Origin of the sequence: Photorhabdus khanii NC19 (assembly GCF_000517265.1) — a bacterium.
GTDB lineage: Bacteria > Pseudomonadota > Gammaproteobacteria > Enterobacterales > Enterobacteriaceae > Photorhabdus > Photorhabdus khanii.
Map to the genome: position 1 here is coordinate 240,252 of NZ_AYSJ01000002.1, position 18,019 is coordinate 258,270.

The 18,019-nt window shown below is 45.3% G+C and carries 17 protein-coding genes and 1 pseudogene; 12 read left to right on the top strand and 6 right to left on the bottom strand.

Annotated features, from left to right (window positions below; all coding sequences use genetic code 11):
- The first annotated feature begins 45 nt into the window (after positions 1–45).
- From yajC to PTE_RS01140, 10 genes and pseudogenes are all read left to right on the top strand, one after another.
- Positions 46–378, top strand: a complete 333-nt coding sequence (gene yajC, locus PTE_RS01095; RefSeq protein ID WP_021323460.1) for a preprotein translocase subunit YajC — start codon at positions 46–48, stop codon at positions 376–378.
- 27 nt (positions 379–405) lie between these two features.
- Positions 406–2,253, top strand: coding sequence for a protein translocase subunit SecD (gene secD / locus PTE_RS01100; protein WP_071992917.1), 1,848 nt, complete (start codon positions 406–408; stop codon positions 2,251–2,253).
- A gap of 10 nt (positions 2,254–2,263) precedes the next feature.
- Entirely contained in the window at positions 2,264–3,232 is a 969-nt protein-coding gene (secF, locus tag PTE_RS01105; protein WP_036842400.1) for a protein translocase subunit SecF, read from the top strand.
- 114 nt (positions 3,233–3,346) lie between these two features.
- Positions 3,347–3,796: a transcriptional regulator NrdR gene (gene nrdR, locus PTE_RS01110; RefSeq protein WP_036842402.1), complete on the top strand. Its 450-nt coding sequence runs from the start codon at positions 3,347–3,349 to the stop codon at positions 3,794–3,796.
- Between the two features lie 6 nt (positions 3,797–3,802).
- Entirely contained in the window at positions 3,803–4,912 is a 1,110-nt protein-coding gene (gene ribD / locus PTE_RS01115; RefSeq protein ID WP_071992918.1) for a bifunctional diaminohydroxyphosphoribosylaminopyrimidine deaminase/5-amino-6-(5-phosphoribosylamino)uracil reductase RibD, read from the top strand.
- Positions 4,913–5,038: 126 nt separating this feature from the next.
- Positions 5,039–5,509, top strand: coding sequence for a 6,7-dimethyl-8-ribityllumazine synthase (ribH, locus tag PTE_RS01120; protein WP_036842404.1), 471 nt, complete (start codon positions 5,039–5,041; stop codon positions 5,507–5,509).
- 26 nt (positions 5,510–5,535) lie between these two features.
- Positions 5,536–5,952 (top strand): transcription antitermination factor NusB, encoded by a 417-nt coding sequence (gene nusB, locus PTE_RS01125; RefSeq protein ID WP_036842405.1) that lies wholly within the window; start codon positions 5,536–5,538, stop codon positions 5,950–5,952.
- Positions 5,953–6,054: 102 nt separating this feature from the next.
- Positions 6,055–7,044 carry a thiamine-phosphate kinase gene (thiL, locus tag PTE_RS01130; RefSeq protein WP_036842406.1) on the top strand — a complete coding sequence of 330 codons (990 nt, stop codon included), beginning with the start codon at positions 6,055–6,057 and terminating at the stop codon, positions 7,042–7,044.
- Positions 7,037–7,528, top strand: coding sequence for a phosphatidylglycerophosphatase A (pgpA, locus tag PTE_RS01135; RefSeq protein ID WP_036842408.1), 492 nt, complete (start codon positions 7,037–7,039; stop codon positions 7,526–7,528). The genes thiL and pgpA overlap by 8 nt, the downstream gene beginning before the upstream one ends.
- Before the next feature lie 308 nt (positions 7,529–7,836).
- A pseudogene (locus PTE_RS01140) lies at positions 7,837–8,772 on the top strand (MFS transporter); the annotation flags it as partial.
- 240 nt (positions 8,773–9,012) lie between these two features.
- Here the strand turns inward: PTE_RS01140 and dxs are convergent.
- The 3 genes from dxs to xseB form a co-directional block, all read right to left on the bottom strand.
- A complete protein-coding gene (gene dxs, locus PTE_RS01145) occupies positions 9,013–10,878 on the bottom strand; it encodes a 1-deoxy-D-xylulose-5-phosphate synthase (protein ID WP_036842410.1) in 1,866 nt (621 codons plus the stop codon).
- A gap of 120 nt (positions 10,879–10,998) precedes the next feature.
- Complete coding sequence (gene ispA / locus PTE_RS01150; protein ID WP_036842411.1) at positions 10,999–11,916, bottom strand: (2E,6E)-farnesyl diphosphate synthase; 918 nt, start codon at positions 11,914–11,916, stop codon at positions 10,999–11,001.
- Positions 11,917–11,920: 4 nt separating this feature from the next.
- Entirely contained in the window at positions 11,921–12,199 is a 279-nt protein-coding gene (xseB, locus tag PTE_RS01155) for an exodeoxyribonuclease VII small subunit (RefSeq protein ID WP_036842413.1), read from the bottom strand.
- A gap of 196 nt (positions 12,200–12,395) precedes the next feature.
- On the opposite strand from xseB, the gene thiI reads away from it, so the two are divergent.
- The gene (gene thiI / locus PTE_RS01160; RefSeq protein ID WP_036842416.1) at positions 12,396–13,844 is read left to right on the top strand and encodes a tRNA uracil 4-sulfurtransferase ThiI; all 1,449 of its coding nucleotides are present in this window, start codon (positions 12,396–12,398) and stop codon (positions 13,842–13,844) included.
- Positions 13,845–13,921: 77 nt separating this feature from the next.
- On the opposite strand, the gene panE is transcribed toward thiI, so the two are convergent.
- On the bottom strand, positions 13,922–14,833 hold the full coding sequence (panE, locus tag PTE_RS01165) for a 2-dehydropantoate 2-reductase (protein WP_036842417.1): 912 nt from the start codon (positions 14,831–14,833) through the stop codon (positions 13,922–13,924).
- Positions 14,834–14,967: 134 nt separating this feature from the next.
- On the opposite strand from panE, the gene PTE_RS01170 reads away from it, so the two are divergent.
- Positions 14,968–15,459, top strand: coding sequence for a YajQ family cyclic di-GMP-binding protein (locus PTE_RS01170; RefSeq protein WP_036842418.1), 492 nt, complete (start codon positions 14,968–14,970; stop codon positions 15,457–15,459).
- 154 nt (positions 15,460–15,613) lie between these two features.
- On the opposite strand, the gene PTE_RS01175 is transcribed toward PTE_RS01170, so the two are convergent.
- Positions 15,614–16,972, bottom strand: coding sequence for an MFS transporter (locus PTE_RS01175; protein ID WP_036842420.1), 1,359 nt, complete (start codon positions 16,970–16,972; stop codon positions 15,614–15,616).
- Positions 16,973–17,121: 149 nt separating this feature from the next.
- Positions 17,122–18,006 carry a heme o synthase gene (gene cyoE / locus PTE_RS01180; protein WP_036843442.1) on the bottom strand — a complete coding sequence of 295 codons (885 nt, stop codon included), beginning with the start codon at positions 18,004–18,006 and terminating at the stop codon, positions 17,122–17,124.
- Between the last annotated feature and the right edge of the window lie 13 nt (positions 18,007–18,019).

Genomic DNA, 18,019 nt, shown 5'->3' on the forward strand with positions numbered 1-18,019 from the left:
TTTTTTGATTACTATCAATTTTGATAACAATGAGGGAAAAGTTTAATGAGTATTATTTCTGAAGCAACGGCATCTGCTGGTGCACCGGCGGCTCAGGGAAGTCCATATTCTCTGATCATCATGTTGGTTGTTTTCGGTCTGATCTTCTACTTCATGATCCTGCGTCCACAACAGAAACGTACGAAAGACCATAAAAAACTGATGGATTCTATTTCCAAAGGTGATGAGGTTCTGACCAATGGTGGTTTGATTGGTCGTGTAACTAAAGTTGCTGATACGGGTTATGTCGTTTTAGCACTGAATGACACCACTGAAGTGACTATTAAACGTGATTTCGTCGCTGCCGTTTTACCGAAAGGTACAATGAAGGCTCTGTAATTTCTGATTTTCCCGAAGGGAACTGCCGTGCTAAACCGTTATCCTTTGTGGAAGTATCTGATGCTGATCGCTGCGATCCTCATCGGTTTGCTTTATGCACTTCCCAACCTTTATGGTGAGGATCCGGCTGTACAAATCACTGGCGCGCGAGGCATTGCCGCCAGTGAGCAAACGCTGGACCAAGTCCGTAATGTTTTAGAGAAAGATCAAATCACGAGTAAATCTATTGCGCTGGAAAATGGTGCGATTCTTGCTCGTTTCAATAATTCTGATATTCAGCTTCGTGCCCGTGAAGCTCTGATGTCCGCGTTGGGCGATCAGTATGTGGTGGCATTGAATCTGGCACCAGCAACACCAACCTGGTTGGGTAAGATTGGCGCAGAGCCAATGAAACTGGGCCTTGATCTGCGTGGTGGTGTGCACTTCCTGATGGAAGTGGATATGGAAACCGCATTAGGCAAACTGCAAGAGCAGAATATTGATGGCCTGCGTACTGATTTACGTGAAAAAGGTATTCCTTATTCTACTGTCCGTAAAATTGATAATTACGGCGTAGAGATCCGCTTCCGTGATGAAAAAGCCCGTTCTGATGCGGAGAGCTATCTTACCAATCGCCATCGTGATGTAGTTTTCAGTGTTGGAGCCAATAATACCCTGAAAGCGGTGATGAGTGATGAGCGTCAGCGTGAAGCCCGTGCTTATGCGGTACAGCAAAACATTACCATTTTGCGTAACCGCGTTAACCAGCTGGGTGTGGCCGAACCGTTAGTTCAGCGTCAGGGAGCTGACCGTATCGTGGTTGAATTACCGGGTATTCAGGATACTGCCCGTGCTAAAGAAATTCTTGGTGCGACAGCAACCCTGGAGTTCCGTTTAGTTAATACTAGTATTGACTCTACTGCGGCTATATCAGGTCGTGTACCGGGTGATTCTGAGGTGAAAAATACCCGCGATGGTAGCCCGGTTGTATTATATAAGCGAGTTATTCTGACCGGGGATCATATTACAGATTCAACCTCTGGTACGGATGAATATGGTAGTCCGGAAGTGAATATTTCACTGGACAGTGCTGGTGGCACCGCAATGTCTAATTTCACAAAAGACAATGTTGGTAAGCCAATGGCAACGTTGTTTGTGGAATATAAAGACAGCGGTAAGAAAGATGCTAATGGCCGTGCTGTGTTAGTCAAAAATGAAGAAGTGATTAACATCGCCAATATTCAGGTTCGTCTGGGGAGTAATTTCCGTATCACCGGTATTTCTAATGCAACTGAAGCCCGTCAGTTATCCTTGCTGCTGCGTGCCGGCGCTCTGATTGCACCGATTCAGATTGTGGAAGAACGTACCATTGGGCCAACTCTTGGCCTGCAAAATATTGAGCAAGGGTTGGAAGCCTGTTTGTGGGGCCTGGTCGCATCAATCCTGTTTATGGTGATTTACTACCGTAAATTCGGTTTGATTGCGAGTAGCGCGCTGTTGGCTAACCTGGTGCTGATTGTTGGTGTTATGTCTCTGTTACCGGGGGCTACGCTAACCATGCCGGGGATTGCTGGTATTGTTCTGACGCTGGCAGTGGCAGTCGATGCTAACGTGTTGATAAACGAACGTATCAAAGAAGAGCTGCGTAATGGCCGTACCATACAGCAAGCGATACATGAAGGCTATAAAGGTGCTTTCTCCAGTATTATCGACGCCAACCTGACTACGCTGATTACTGCGATCATTCTTTACGCTGTTGGTACAGGGTCAATTAAAGGCTTTGCAATAACAACGTCAATTGGTGTCGCTACTTCTATGTTCACTGCTATTGTAGGTACTCGGGCTATCGTGAATCTGCTATACGGCGGTAAGCGTATTAAGAAGCTGTCAATTTAAGGAGCACGTTGTGGCACAGGATTATACTGTTGAACAATTGAACTACGGTCGCAAAGTCCATGACTTTATGCGCTGGGACAACGTTGCTTTCGGAATTTCGTTGCTACTGTTGGTGGCTTCTGTTTTTGTGATGGCAACCCGCGGGTTTAACTGGGGATTGGATTTTACCGGTGGTACGGTAATTGAAATCAAACTCAGTCAACCTGCTGATTTGGATAAGATGCGTGATAGCCTGGCGAAAGCAGGTTTTGAAGATCCTCTGTTGCAAAACTTCGGTAGCAGCCGTGATGTGATGGTGCGTATGCCACCGCTGATGGGTGCGGCGAATGAGGAACTGAGCAAAAAGGTTATTAAGGTCATCAATGACTCCGTTGATAAAGACGCGAGTGTGAATCGTGTTGAAATTGTTGGGCCAAATGTCGGTGCTGAACTTGCCCAAAATGGTGCGATGGCGTTACTGGCGGCGCTTATCTGTATCTTGATTTATGTTGGGTTCCGTTTTGAATGGCGTTTGGCGTTGGGGGCGGTTCTCGCGCTTGCGCATGATGTCATCATCACGCTCGGGGTTCTGTCGTTGTTTCACATCGAGATTGACCTGACAATTGTGGCGTCGCTGATGTCCGTTATCGGTTATTCATTGAATGACAGTATCGTGGTTTCTGACCGTATCCGTGAAAACTTTCGTAAGATCCGCCGGGGTACGTCGTATGAAATTATGAACGTCTCTTTGACTCAAACATTGAGCCGTACCATCATGACTTCTGCGACTACCTTACTGGTGGTGCTGATGTTGTATATTTTCGGTGGTGCAATGCTGAAAGGTTTCTCACTGGCGATGTTAATCGGTGTTTCTATCGGTACGATATCTTCTATCTATGTTGCTTCCGCATTGGCGTTGAAACTGGGTATGAAGCGTGAACACATGATCCAGCAAAAGGTTGAGAAAGAAGGGGCTGATCAGCCATCTTTATTGCCTTAATTATTCTGCCTTGATGCTGTTCAAACACCCTGTGAGTATTCGGCTGGCAGGGTGTTTTTTGTTTAGATTAAGGTAAACTGTAAACTGAGTTCGGACTAACCATCAGGAAGTGATATGCATTGCCCATTTTGTGCCGCTGTTGATACCAAAGTGATTGACTCCCGTTTGGTGGGGGATGGCTCTCAGGTGCGCCGGCGTCGCCAGTGTCTTGAGTGTCATGAACGATTTACCACTTTTGAAATGGCTGAGTTAGTTATGCCGAGAGTGATAAAAAGTGATGATATCCGGGAGCCATTCGATGAAGAAAAACTGCGCCGAGGTATGCAAAAAGCATTGGAGAAACGTCCGGTCAGTTCTGATGATGTAGAAGTGGCGATTAGCTATATTAAATCTCAGTTACGTGCTACCGGTGAACGGGAAATTCCATCTAAAATGATTGGTAATGTGGTGATGGATGAATTGAAGAAATTGGATAAAGTCGCCTATATCCGTTTTGCTTCCGTCTACCGCAGCTTTGAAGATATTCGTGAATTTGGCGAAGAGATTGCTAAATTACAGGATTAATAAGTAGTGAATAACGATGAAAAATATATGACGCGTGCTTTCGAATTGGCGCGTCAGGGATGTTTTACCACATCACCTAATCCTAATGTCGGTTGTGTGATTGTGCGTGATGGGCAGATTGTTGGGGAAGGTTTTCATTTACGTTCTGGTGAGCCACATGCTGAAGTCCATGCTTTGCGCATGGCCGGAGATAAAGCCAAAGGGGCAACGGCTTATGTCACTCTTGAGCCATGCAGCCATCACGGTAAAACACCGCCTTGTGCCGATGTCTTGATTGCTGCCGGCGTTAGCCGTGTGATTACCGCTATGCAGGATCCTAACCCGCAGGTCGCGGGAAGAGGGTTTTATAAGCTACAACAGGCGGGTATTGAAGTCGAACATGGGCTGATGATGGAGGCGGCGGAATCCCTCAACAAAGGGTTTTTGAAGCGGATGCGTACAGGCTTCCCGTATATTCAGTTGAAGATGGCGGCTTCTCTTGACGGACGAACTGCGTTGGCTTCTGGAGAAAGCAAATGGATTACCTCATCCCAGGCTCGTTATGATGTGCAAAAATTCCGTGCTCAGTGCAGTGCGATTCTGAGTTCCAGCAGTACTGTTCTGGCTGATGATCCTAGCCTGACTGTTCGCTGGAATGAACTGGATGCAGAAACTCAGGCGATTTATCCTGAAGAAACTCTTCGTCAACCAGTGCGTGTTATTGTTGATAGTCAGAACCGTGTTACCTCGCAGCATCAGGTCATACAACAACCCGGCCATTGTTGGCTTGCTCGTACTAAAACGGATGAACATAACTGGCCTGAAAATGTAGAGCAGATACTGTTGCCTGCTCATGGTGCTGGTGTAGATTTAGTGTTATTGATGATGCAATTGGGTAAACGTCAGATTAATACTGTCTGGGCCGAATGCGGCCCGCTGTTGGCGGGTGCATTACTGACTTTGGGGCTGGTAGATGAATTGATATTTTATGTTGCGCCAAAAGTGCTGGGTGATGCCGCCTGTGGTTTGTTTACCATTCCTGAACTTAAAAATCTGGCGGATGCGCCGGAATTTAACATTTTTGATGTACAGCAAGTCGGGCCTGATCTTCGTCTGCGTTTGCGGCCTGTATACTGATTGAATATGTGAGTGCGGGTTAACCCGCCTGTTTTTATGCTCTGTTGCTAAATCGGCAGGCGCGGCTAACGAAAGAATATGATAGAATCCGCCCCCCCGCGGATATGAACAGATATAAGGAAGGCTATGAACGTCATCAAAGGTATTGTTGCGGCTCCACAAGCTCGTGTGGCGATTGCCATTGCACGTTTTAACAACTTCATTAATGATAATCTGTTAGAAGGCGCGATAGATGCGCTTGAGCGTATCGGCCAGGTGACCTCAGAGAATATCACTGTTGTCTGGGTTCCTGGTGCATATGAATTACCATTGACGGTAAAAACATTGGTCGAAACCCAAAAATATGACGCAGTTGTCGCGCTGGGTACCGTTATCCGTGGTGGTACCGCTCACTTTGAATACGTTGCTGGTGAATGCAGTTCCGGTCTGTCTAATGTAGCAATGACCAGTAAAATCCCAGTAGCATTTGGTGTTCTGACTACAGAAAGCATTGAACAGGCGATTGAACGCGCGGGAACCAAGGCGGGCAATAAAGGCGCAGAAGCTGCATTAACCGCACTGGAAATGGTCAATGTAATTAATGCCATTAAAGGCTGATTTTAGTTTTAATTAAGGGGAATCTTGTGAAACCTGCTGCTCGTCGTCGTGCTCGTGAGTGCGCTGTTCAGGCTATATACTCATGGCAATTATCTGGCAATGACATTGCTGACGTTGAATTACAGTTTCTGTCGGAGCAGGACGTCACTGGTGTTGACGTAACCTATTTTCGTGAATTGCTGTCAGGGGTCGCTGTGAACGCAGTTAAGCTGGATGCTTTGATGGCTCCTTATCTTTCCCGTCAGCTTGAAGAGTTAGGTCAGGTAGAAAAAGCCATTTTGCGTATTGCTATGTTTGAACTAAGTTATCGTGATGATGTCCCTTATAAAGTGGCTATTAACGAAGCTATCGAATTGGCCAAAGTCTTCGGTGCTGAAGATAGTCACAAATTCGTGAACGGGGTACTGGATAAATCTGGCCCAGCAGCACGCAAGAAAAGATAATTCTCACTGCTTGCCGGGTTTTTCCCACCGTAGACGATGATTTATAAGGCCGGGATACCGGCCTTATGTACGTAATCATCTGTAACTTTTTGGGATTCTATTATGGCATGTGGCGAATTTGACCTCATTGCGCGTTATTTTGATCGCCAGGTAACTAACCGGCGTGACGTAAATCTGGGTATTGGTGATGACTGTGCACTGATGACGCTGGCCGATAAACAGCAATTAGCTGTCAGCACGGATACCTTGGTTTCAGGCGTTCATTTCTTACCTGATATTTCTCCTGAAGATTTGGCTTATAAATCTCTGGCGGTGAATTTAAGTGATCTGGCCGCTGTCGGTGCTGATCCAGCCTGGCTTTCACTTGCGTTGACATTACCGGAAATAGATGAGTGTTGGCTAAGTGGTTTCAGTGACAGCCTCTTTGAACAATTGCGTTATTACGGTATGCAGCTTATCGGTGGTGACACCACCCGTGGTCCAATGAGTCTGACATTAACGATTCATGGTCTGGTTCCCGCAGGCAGAGCATTGCGGCGTGCCGGCGCAAAAAATGGCGATTGGATTTATGTGAGTGGCTCGTTGGGTGACAGTGCGGCAGGTTTGGCTCTGTTGCAAAACCATTTGCAAATTTCTGATCCAGAGTCCCGTGATTGGCTAATTCAACGTCATCTCCGGCCACAACCCCGTATTTTGTTAGGGCAGGCATTGCGTAACCTGGCAACGTCAGCAATTGATTTGTCTGATGGCTTGATTTCCGATCTGGGCCACATATTGAAAGCCAGCCGATGTGGAGCCAGAATAAATCTGGATGCGATCCCTTACTCTGGTGCAATGAAACAATACGTTGAACCGCAACAGGCACTTATGTGGGCTTTGAGTGGCGGGGAGGATTATGAATTATGTTTTACTGTCCCGGAAAGGAATCGCGGCGCGCTGGAAATCGCTTTGGCTCATACTGGCGCTGGTTTTAGCTGTGTCGGGCAGATTATGCCGGAATCAGAAGAGATTCGTTATTACAGCAATAATAAAGAGATTAAATTGGATCTAAAAGGGTTCGATCACTTTATTACCGAGGAAGCACATGGATGAGGCAAAACGCCGTTTACGGATGAGTAATCCCTGGCATTTATTAGCGACGGGTTTTGGTAGTGGGCTATCGCCGGTAATGCCAGGAACAATGGGATCTGCTGCTGCTATTCCATTCTGGTTATTACTGATGCAGTTTCCAGAATGGGTTTGCTGGTTGGTGATTATTGCCGGAATGTTGTTCGGGATAATGATTTGCCAGCGTACTTCTGATGATATGAAAGTTCATGACCACGGCAGTATTGTCTGGGATGAATTTATCGGTATGTGGATCACATTAATGGCGATTCCTGTGGTTAACTGGCAGTGGGTTTTAACGGGTTTTATTGTGTTCCGTATTTTGGATATGTGGAAACCATGGCCTATTCGCTGGTTTGATCGTTATGTTCATGGCGGATTAGGTATCATGTTAGATGATATTATCGCAGCTGTATTTTCTTTCGCCATTGTTTGGTTACTGGCGTTTTATCAGATTTTGACTTTCTGATGTGCAGTGCATTTGATTATTAAGTCTATTTACGGTTTTTATAAATCGACTGGGTATAATATTTGGGTGCATATCGAGCAAAAGAGGGATAGGATCTGCCTCTCCACCAAATTGTTCCATTGGGCTCTCCCATTTTTCAGCGGGATTTATGACGAAGGCTTTCTAGCCCTTCTAACATGTCATGGGTGAAGCCTGTTCTTCAATACTTCGTCACTAATACCAAGTGATATTTCATCTTGTAGACACCGTGATAATGTGATTTCATTAGTAATGTGATGATTTTATTGTTTTTTTACGAGAATAACTAGTTTGCCGGGCAGCTGGAAGCATCGCGCCTTGCAGCCCTCGCGGCGTTCTTGATTGGACTCGGTTGGGGAATGTTCTATATCAGTGGGCCCATGGCATTGTCGGAGCGTGTTACCGATGTTGACAGGGATCACTAGTTTACCCGCTTTAGTGCGTTTCAAATGGCTGGGATTTGCGGCGGTCCTATCCTTCTCACCGCAGCGGTTGAACAGGCAGGAGTGCCCGTCCAAACAACGTTTCTCCTTGTTGGCATCGTTGGTACCTTCGCCTCACTGCTTCTGGCGATTTTTGGGATCAGGGAGCCGCGTGGTCAACGGGAGTTATCACTGAGACCTTGGGTGAAAAAAATAACGAAGATCGCCGCAAGTAGTGCGATCCGTCCCATTGTGATGGTAGGTCTGGGAGGCTGCGTATTCTCCGGCATGATGTCGTTCCAGAGTTCACTTGTCGAAGGAACTCGTGCAAATGCAAGTACATTCTTCGCTGTACATGCAGCGACCGTGGTTGTGTCGCGGCTTTTGTTGGCCCGAGGTTTATCGACAATGCCCCGTATCCCGTTAGTCACTACGCTGATGTTATTCTTAATCATGGGCATTTTGGCTCTGCTGGGTATACCGGTTCACCCCGTGTTCCAGATTGTGGCGGCCATGTTAACGGGGATAGGGTATGGATTGGTGTATCCTGTCATTCAAACATGGGCAGTAAACGACTCTGCTATTGAGAATCGTCATGCGGCTCTCACCTGGTTTGTTGCCGCCTATTTTGTAGGTATATTTGGATTTCCGGTGATAGGTGGATGGATATTAGTTAGCGGGGGCAAGGCTTTGTTTATCCCCGTCCTGGCCGCAATAGCTTCTCTTGAACTTGTGATGGCGTTATTGGGTGGGCGGTGGTTTTGCCGCATTAAGGACAAGCATGCGGCTTTATCAAAAGTATAAAGCGGCGAAACCGACTTTTTGTTTTTTGCCCCATACCGCTGAGATTTATTCACTATTAATGCGTCCGTAAAGTTGGCTTGCTTAGTCCTACCGCCGCATTTAATCGGCTTTGCATTGATGTAGTCGTCCAATGCACACCAGAACGCATAGCCATCTTCGAAGACAACATTGGGTTCTTCAATAAGGCTATGCAACACATCTACCAGCGGCTCTTTAGAATGTCCTATTATCCCTATATACTCAGAAAAATAGCCTTTTATTGATACTATTTTGAATGCCTGCGGCATCAAGCCCTAAATCAGCTCTGATTTCTTCCTGGCTGCCTTGTGGCACAAATTGGTCAGGCAGGCCAATGTTCAGAATTTGCACAAGACGGCCTTCTTGCATCAACAGTTCATTAACACCACTGCCGGCACCACCCATAACCGCGTTTTCTTCCAAAGTGACCAGTAAATCATGGCTGCCAGCCATTTGCAGAACCAGCTCTTTATCCAGTGGCTTAACGAAACGCATATCAACGACAGTCGCGTCCAGTGATTTTGCTGCTGTTAGTGCATCGGGTAACAGAGTGCCAAAGTTCAGAATTGCTACTTTCTTACCCTGACGGTGAATAACACCTTTACCAATGGGCAACTGCTCGAATGGTTGACGTTCTGCGCCAGTTCCTGCTCCTCGCGGATAGCGTACTGCTACCGGACCTTGCTGGTAATGATAACCGGTATGCAGCATTTGGCGGCATTCGTTCTCATCACTTGGTGCCATGATCACCATGTTGGGAATGCAACGAAGGAATGAGAGATCAAACGCTCCTTGATGTGTCTGACCATCAGCGCCAACGATGCCACCGCGATCTATTGCAAACAGTACAGGCAGATTCTGGATTGCGACATCATGAATAAGCTGATCATAAGCACGTTGCAAGAATGTTGAGTAGATAGCGACAATCGGCTTGTAACCACCAATTGCCAGACCAGCGGCAAAAGTCACGGCATGTTGTTCTGCGATAGCGACATCAAAGTATTGATCCGGATATTCGCGGGAGAATCGCACCAGACCGGAGCCTTCACGCATAGCCGGAGTGATCGCCATCAGTTTCTTATCGTTAGCGGCTTCTTCACATAGCCAGTCTCCAAATATTTTGGAGAACGTCGGGCGGTTGTCTGAACTCTTGGGTAATGTACCGCTAGCCGGATCAAATTTAGGCACCGCATGCCAACTGATAGGATCTTTTTCGGCTGGCGCATAGCCACGGCCTTTTTTGGTCATGATATGTAGGAGTTGTGGCCCTTTCAGCTCGCGCATATTTTTCAGTGTCTGAGTTAATGTCAGTACATCATGTCCGTCAATCGGTCCTATGTAGTTAAAGCCCAGTTCTTCAAACATTGTGCCGGGAATGACCATCCCTTTGATATGTTCTTCGGTTTTTTTCAGTAATTCTTTAATGGGGGGCAGGTTAGAAAAGACTTTTTTTCCACCTTCCCGTAGTGTGGTATAGAGTTTCCCGGAAAGAAGCTGAGCCAGATGGTTATTTAACGCACCGACGTTCTCTGAGATAGACATTTCGTTGTCATTAAGAATGACCAGCATATCGGGATCGATATCCCCCGCGTGGTTCATCGCTTCAAAGGCCATACCCGCCGTTATCGCGCCGTCACCAATAACACAGACTGTGCGGCGGTCTTTGCCTTCACGCTGAGCGGCAATTGCCATACCTAATCCAGCGCTGATGGAGGTAGATGAGTGCCCGACGCACAAGGTGTCGTATTCACTTTCATCCCGCCAGGGGAAGGGATGAAGTCCATTTTTCTGACGAATAGTATCAATACGATCCCGGCGTCCTGTCAGGATCTTGTGCGGATAAGCCTGATGACCAACATCCCATACTAGTTTATCGAAAGGCGTTTTATAGACATAATGCAATGCCACAGTCAGTTCAACGGTACCAAGACCGGAGGCAAAATGACCACTGGAGCGACTGACACTGTTTAGCAAGAATTGCCGAAGTTCATCACATAGCTTCGGCAGGCTCTCTTTTGGCAACATACGAAGTTCTTCAGGATTTTCCGCTAATGCCAATGTTGGGTATTTGGCTATATCAATGCTCATTTGATGCTCGTTAAGAAGTGTTTATTAATAGAGCTGCTGGAGGCCAAATTTACCAACAGACCTTATAACTCATCCCATTAGGTTATTTTATGTAATGATAACGCTTATTGGGATAGGTAATTAATTGTTACGTTCAATGATAAAGCTGGCAAGTGCGCGCAGCATTGTTGTGTTATAGGATTTTTCTTCCAGTTTATTCAATGCTTCTAGCGCTTCTTGATACAGCTGGTGCGTTTTTTTCTGTGCTTGTTCTAACCCCAGCAATGCCGGGTAGGTACTTTTTCTTAATTGCTGGTCACTGCCTTGACGTTTTCCGATCATTTCGGTATCGCCAATGACATCGAGAATATCGTCATGAACCTGGAAAGCGAGGCCAATAGCCTGGGCATACTGATCCAATTCAGGTAAGGCATTATGTCCACTCTGGCCTGCGCCATAGGCTCCCATTCTGACAGCGCAACGGATAAGAGCACCCGTTTTGTGGCGATGAATTTGTTCTAGCGCATGAAGATCAATCTGTTTGCCTTCAGCTTCTAAGTCTAGGGCTTGACCGCCACACATACCGGCGATACCACTGGCGGTTGCCAACTCAGAAAGCATTTCAAGGCGATCCGCCGTTGTCACATCCGGCATTTCTCTTTTAGATAAGATTTCAAATGCCAGAGACTGTAAAGCATCTCCCGCCAAAATAGCGTGGGCCTCACCAAATTTGATGTGGCAAGTTGGTTGCCCACGGCGTAAATCATCGTTATCCATTGCGGGTAAGTCGTCATGAATTAATGAAAAAGCATGAATACATTCAACCGCTGCGGCGGGTGCATCCAGATTATTGGCAGATAATCCGAACATGTCACCTGTGGCATAAACTAAAAATGGACGCAGACGTTTGCCACCAAGTAAAGCGCCATGTTGCATTGCCTGAACCAGTGGTCTATCTGAAAATGCCAATGAAGATAATGTGCTTGTCAGAACGTTATTGATACGTTGTTGACAGGTCTTAAGCTGTTCTTTGAATTGAATCGGGTTTTGTTCAGGCATAGGCTCACTCAGTATCCGGGGAGAAGTTATTTAGCGGAGATTGGGCGTCATCGTTAAGAAGAATTTGTACCCGCTGTTCTGCTTGTTGCAAAGTCCGTTGCCCTTGACGGGCTAACTGAATACCACGCTCAAACTCGTTCAAGGCTTCTTCCAGTGCCAATTCACCGGATTCTAGACGGACGACAATGTGCTCTAACTCTTTTAATGAGCTTTCAAATGTCATTGCTGGTGTGGTTTCTGGTGTACTGCCTGGGCTTTCTGATGTTGCGTTTTTCTTTGGCATAATCTTTTTACTATTTAGAGTTCGCCTGAGGGTTGCAGGCTATCCTATTATGCTGGTGCAAACAAATCCTTAACTGGTTTTGTATTTTTTGCGCGCTATGTCGTGAGATAGTGCTATACTCCGCAGCCTGATTTGACTACCAGAACATGATGTCAGTTTCATTTATCAAAACTCCTAACGACTACTATAACTCACTATGAAGTTTATTATTAAATTATTCCCAGAAATCACGATCAAGAGCCAAACTGTCCGTTTGCGCTTTATTAAAATTCTTGCCAGTAATATTCGCAATGTGCTCAAAGCCTTGGGAGATAATATTGCAGTAGTTCACCATTGGGATAATATCGAAGTTCGTACTAAAGATGAAAACCTTGGCTCTCAAATTTGTGATGCGCTGACACGTATCCCCGGTATCCACCATATTCTGCAAGTAGAAGAACGTGAATTTCGTGATATGCATCATATCTTTGAACAAGCTTATGAGGCTTATGGCGAATTGCTCCATAACAAAACATTTTGTGTACGGGTTAAACGCCGTGGTAAACATGCGTTTACTTCTAATGAAGTAGAACGCTATGTCGGTGGTGGTTTAAACCAGCACATTGAATCTGCGAAAGTAAAACTGACTCATCCTGATGTTACCGTTAATCTGGAAATTGAGCAGGATACACTGATTCTGGTGAAAGCCCGTTATGAAGGCATTGGCGGTTTTCCTATCGGAACGCAGGAAGATGTGCTGTCTCTGATTTCCGGTGGTTTTGATTCTGGTGTTTCCAGCTATATGTTGATGCGCCGTGGCTGCCGTGTTCATTATTGTTTCTTCAATCTTGGTGGTTCTGCTCATGAAATTGGTGTGAAGCAGGTCGCTCATTATCTTTGGAACCGCTTTGGCAGTTCCCATAAAGTCCGTTTTGTTGCCGTGGATTTTGAACCTGTCGTTGCTGAAATTCTGGAAAAAGTTGATGACGGGCAAATGGGTGTGGTGCTTAAACGGATGATGGTAAGAGCAGCATCTAAAGTTGCAGAACGTTATGGTGTGCAGGCTATTGTTACCGGTGAGGCGTTGGGGCAGGTTTCCAGCCAGACGCTGACCAATCTGCGTTTGATTGATAATGCATCGGATACTTTGATTCTGCGGCCGCTGATTTCTCATGATAAGGAGCACATTATCAGACTGGCACGCGAAATTGGCACTGAGGATTTTGCCCGTACGATACCTGAGTTTTGTGGCGTTATTTCAAAAAGTCCAACTGTAAAAGCGGTTAAAGCCAAAATTGAAGCGGAAGAGGATAATTTCGATTTTGATATTCTGGAAAAAGTTATTAGTGAGGCTCAGAATATTGATATACGTCAGATCGCAGAACAAAGCAGTGAGCAAGTCGTTGAAGTTGAAACGGTCACTGAATTTGCTCCAACTGATGTATTACTGGATATTCGTTCTCCTGATGAACAAGATGATCGGCCATTGCAGATGAATGGCGTAGAAATCAAATCACTGCCGTTCTATAAATTAAGTAGCCAGTTTGGTGACTTACCCAGAGAGAAAATCTATCTGCTCTATTGTGAGCGCGGAGTGATGAGCCGCTTGCAGGCGCTTTATCTGTGTGAACAGGGGTTTGATAATGTGAAAGTTTATCGGCCTTAATGACGATATTTAGAGGCTTCCCATCAGGGAAGCCTCAATGATGAGTTTGAAGCAGGGCGCTTTTGTTTACTTTTTCACTACCATGAACCAGGCAGATGAGTGCTGAATGGTTCATAATCACTTTCCTTACATTTTATCAGGTTATATATACGGGTATTCTCAGGAGCAGGCAGGCCATGAGCACGGGCCCGGCGCAATAAATATCCAGTGATATAGTCAATTTCAGTGTGACGTTTTGCGCGGATATCTTGCAACATTGAAGAGTAGTTTTTTGCTGTGCGCTCAATAACATCGTAGATATAGGCAGTTAGGTTACTGATGGAAGTATGTATGTTTTCTCGCTCCATAACCTGAATGATTTCTTCACACAAAACATTTAATTGTTCCGGGTAGCAAAGCAAATCTCCATTCCTGCATTCATAAATCGCAGTAAGTGGGTTTATGACACAGTTAGCCGCGAGTTTTAGCCAACTAATAGCGAAAATTTCATTATGCCACGCAACGTCCGGCAAAGCCTGATGCAGAATATCGGCCAGAGAGCTGAATACAGTTGCATTTGATGTTGCAGAGCCAATATGTGTTAGTCCAGAAGCCGTATGATAAACCTGTTGGTTATTCTGATATGCGCCGTGAGTCGTGATGCCAAGGAGTATTGGATTAGGTGCAGATAGCAATTCTTCCTGGGAACCCATGCCATTGTGTAGTAATAAGATTGGGCAATCAGATGAAAGTTTGGGGAGTAGATTATTAACCGCATCAGATACTTGCCAGGCCTTCAGGCAGACAATCAGTAATTCGCTGTTGGCAAGATGGTCATTGTCATTAGTTGGGATAGGCTGGTCAAATGCTTCTCCATTAATTTCGTCAATATGAACAGGTAAATCAGGCTGGGGGATCCTTAGCCAACCTTGTACCTGGTGTTTTCGTTGTGATAATGCTGCCAGCCACAGTTTTCCTATAGCGCCACAGCCAAGAACGGTTATCTTCATAATATACCCTCGTTGCAAGACGCTGTAATATTGAATGGAAATAGCAAGATCCCGCTAATCTGAGTATAGAGCTTTTGCTGACAATGGAAAGCGGTTATCATGCCAACTTATTGATTATCAGGAGGTCACGGATAATGCCATCTTTCGATATTGTCTCAGAAATTGATATACATGAAGTTCGCAATGCGGTAGAAAACGCGCAGCGTGAGCTTGCTACACGCTGGGATTTCCGTAATGTCAGCGCCAATTTTGAATTAAATGAAAAAAGTGAATCTATCAAGATTGCCAGTGAGTCAGATTTTCAGGTAAATCAGTTGGTTGATATTATACGTGAAAAACTGGCTAAACGTGGTATTGATGGAGCTGCACTAAATATCCCTGATGATATGTTGCACAGTGGTAAAACTTATAGCGTTGAAGCGACTCTGAAACAAGGGATTGATACCCCTACAGCGAAAAAGATCGTGAAGCTGATTAAGGATAGTAAATTGAAAGTGCAGGCTCAGATTCAGGGTGAGCAGGTGCGGGTAACCGGTAAAGCGCGTGATGATTTGCAGAGTGTTATGGCATTGGTTCGTGGAGCAGAATTAGGACAGCCATTCCAGTTTACTAATTTCCGGGATTGATTTTTCTCGTATTGGCTAACTGGCTTCGCTTAATGTATTAACATATCTGGCTTAATGTGGGGTGGGATATTCCTGAGCGGGAATTCCATCCCCAATTTCCCTTCAATATCTAACTGGAGAATGAGGGGGTTTTGTTAGCGAAAGCCGCTGTAAGTTATGCTATCAATTGCTCAAGTTGTGCTCTGCTCGTCTGCTTAATATCTACTTTTATGTAAGCGCTATACTCTTCCGGCACAATAACAACTTCGCGAACACCGGGTTGAACAAGAATTTTTTGTTCCAGCAATGTCTTATTGACTATATTTTCTGGCAGCGAAATTCTGATACTGCTGACATAAGGGGGTTGTTTCATTGTCGTGCTGATAATAAACCAAATAATTGTCAGAGCGATACCTGCCATAAATACCAGCGATGCTCCCTTTAATTCATATAACCAGCCACCAAGGCTACCCCCCAAAGCTACACCTAAAAACTGGCTGGTGGAGTAAATTCCCATTGCTGTACCTTTATAACCCGCCGGCGCTTCTTTGCTGATAAGTGATGGCAGAATAGCTTCCATTATATTGAAAGCAATAAAGAAAATTTGTATGCCAACAAAGATTGTCCACAAATGGTTCCCCGCTGACCACAATACAATTTCGGCGATAAATAGCAGTGTGATACACAATAGAAACACTTGTTTTATGCGGCGCTTTTTTTCTGCGTAGATAATGAAAGGCAAAACAGATAAGAATGAAATCAGCATGGTGATCAGATAAACCTTCCAATGCTGTTGGGCTGGGAATCCAGCTTGTTGCATAACCAGAGGCAGAGCGACAAAGCTTGCCATTAGCAAAGCGTGCAAACTTAGAATGCCAAAGTTCAGTTTTAGCAGTTGGCTATCAGCTAAAACTTTATGGAAACTGTGACGAACAACGTCTGATTCACGGTTAAGAACGTGTTTATCTGTGGAAGGAACAGCAAATAATGTTATCAGAATGCCACAACCGGCTAGAACGGTAATGCCCCAAAACAGGCCATTTAAGCCAATGGTGTGAGTAAGAATTGGGCCAAGTACAATTGCTATGGCGAAAGTGACGCCAAAGCTAATACCAATAAATGCCATTGCTTTAGTTCGGTTTTGTTCGCGGGTCAAATCAGAAAGCAGAGCCATAATTACGGAGGATATAGCCCCGGAGCCTTGAAGCGCCCGCCCAACGATTATGCCCCAGATAGAATCACTGAGAGCAGCCGTGATACTGCCAAGAACGAAGAGTAGTAGTCCACCAACAATTAAGGGTTTACGGCCAATTTTGTCAGAAAGCAGGCCAAAAGGGATCTGGAAAATTGCCTGAGTTAAACCATAAATACCAATAGCGATACCAATAAGTGCTTCGGTAGAACCTTTTAGATCAAGACCATAGGTTGTTAAGACAGGAAGGACCATGAACATGCCCAGCATACGTAAAGAAAAAACTGAACCTAAGCCCCATGTCGCCCGAAGCTCAAGTGGCGTCATTTTATTATCGTTCATGGTTACCTCGAAATATTTAGATGTGCCATTGTAGATAGGTTTTTGATAAGCGGTAAATAGTTAATTGAATTAATAATATTGAAGTATAAGGGGGAGGATATGAAAAGGAAACTGATGGCAAAGGCGTATGCCATTGCCATCAGGGAGAATTACCGGATGTAAGTTAGAAGGGTTTCTGAGGACACATTTGGGTCAACAGACATCATGACGCTCAGGGAAGTGATTGCCACAATGGAAAATACAAATAACTTACGGGCCCAAACGCGGTCATTAGCCGTTTTATAACCGGATAATGCCATTCCCAACCACCAGATGCTGACTGCCGCTGCAACAATCAGATATTTGTAACCAGCGTAACCGCTGATTGCCAGCATGAGAGTTGCAATCATAAATGCCAGGATATAAAGGATAATATGGTTTTTCGCCACAGATATGCCTTTAATCACGGGTAGTACAGGGATGTTCGCTGCCTGATAATCCTTGAAACGGAAGATAGCAATGGCATAGGAGTGCGGCATTTGCCACAAACTGAAAATCAGTAACAGGATCAACGCACCCGTGTCAAACTGACCAGTTACTGCACAATAACCGATAACCGGAGGCGCAGCGCCGGACAAACTGCCGATCAACGTGCCATAGACAGATTTCCTTTTCATGTAGAGGCTGTAAACCCCTACATATACGACAAAACCGATAATCGCTAATTGCATTGCTAAGGCATTGGCTGCTACATAGAGCAGCACCATGCCAGCAATACCCAGTATTGATGCATAAATCAGGCTGATTTTCGGATCAATAAGCCCTTTTACAAGGACGCGGTTTTTTGTTCTTTCCATGATCCGATCGATGTCACGGTCAATGTAGTTGTTAAATACACAACCAGAAGCCACGACTAATGAGACGCCGAGCAGAGTCGAGATGAACAAAGGGTAATCAATCACCCCTTTCGAGGCGAGTAGAAAACCACCGATGACAGAAATTAAATTGCCGAAAATAATTCCTGGTTTAGTTACTTGCAGGTATTGCTTAATCATAATATGCAGCTCT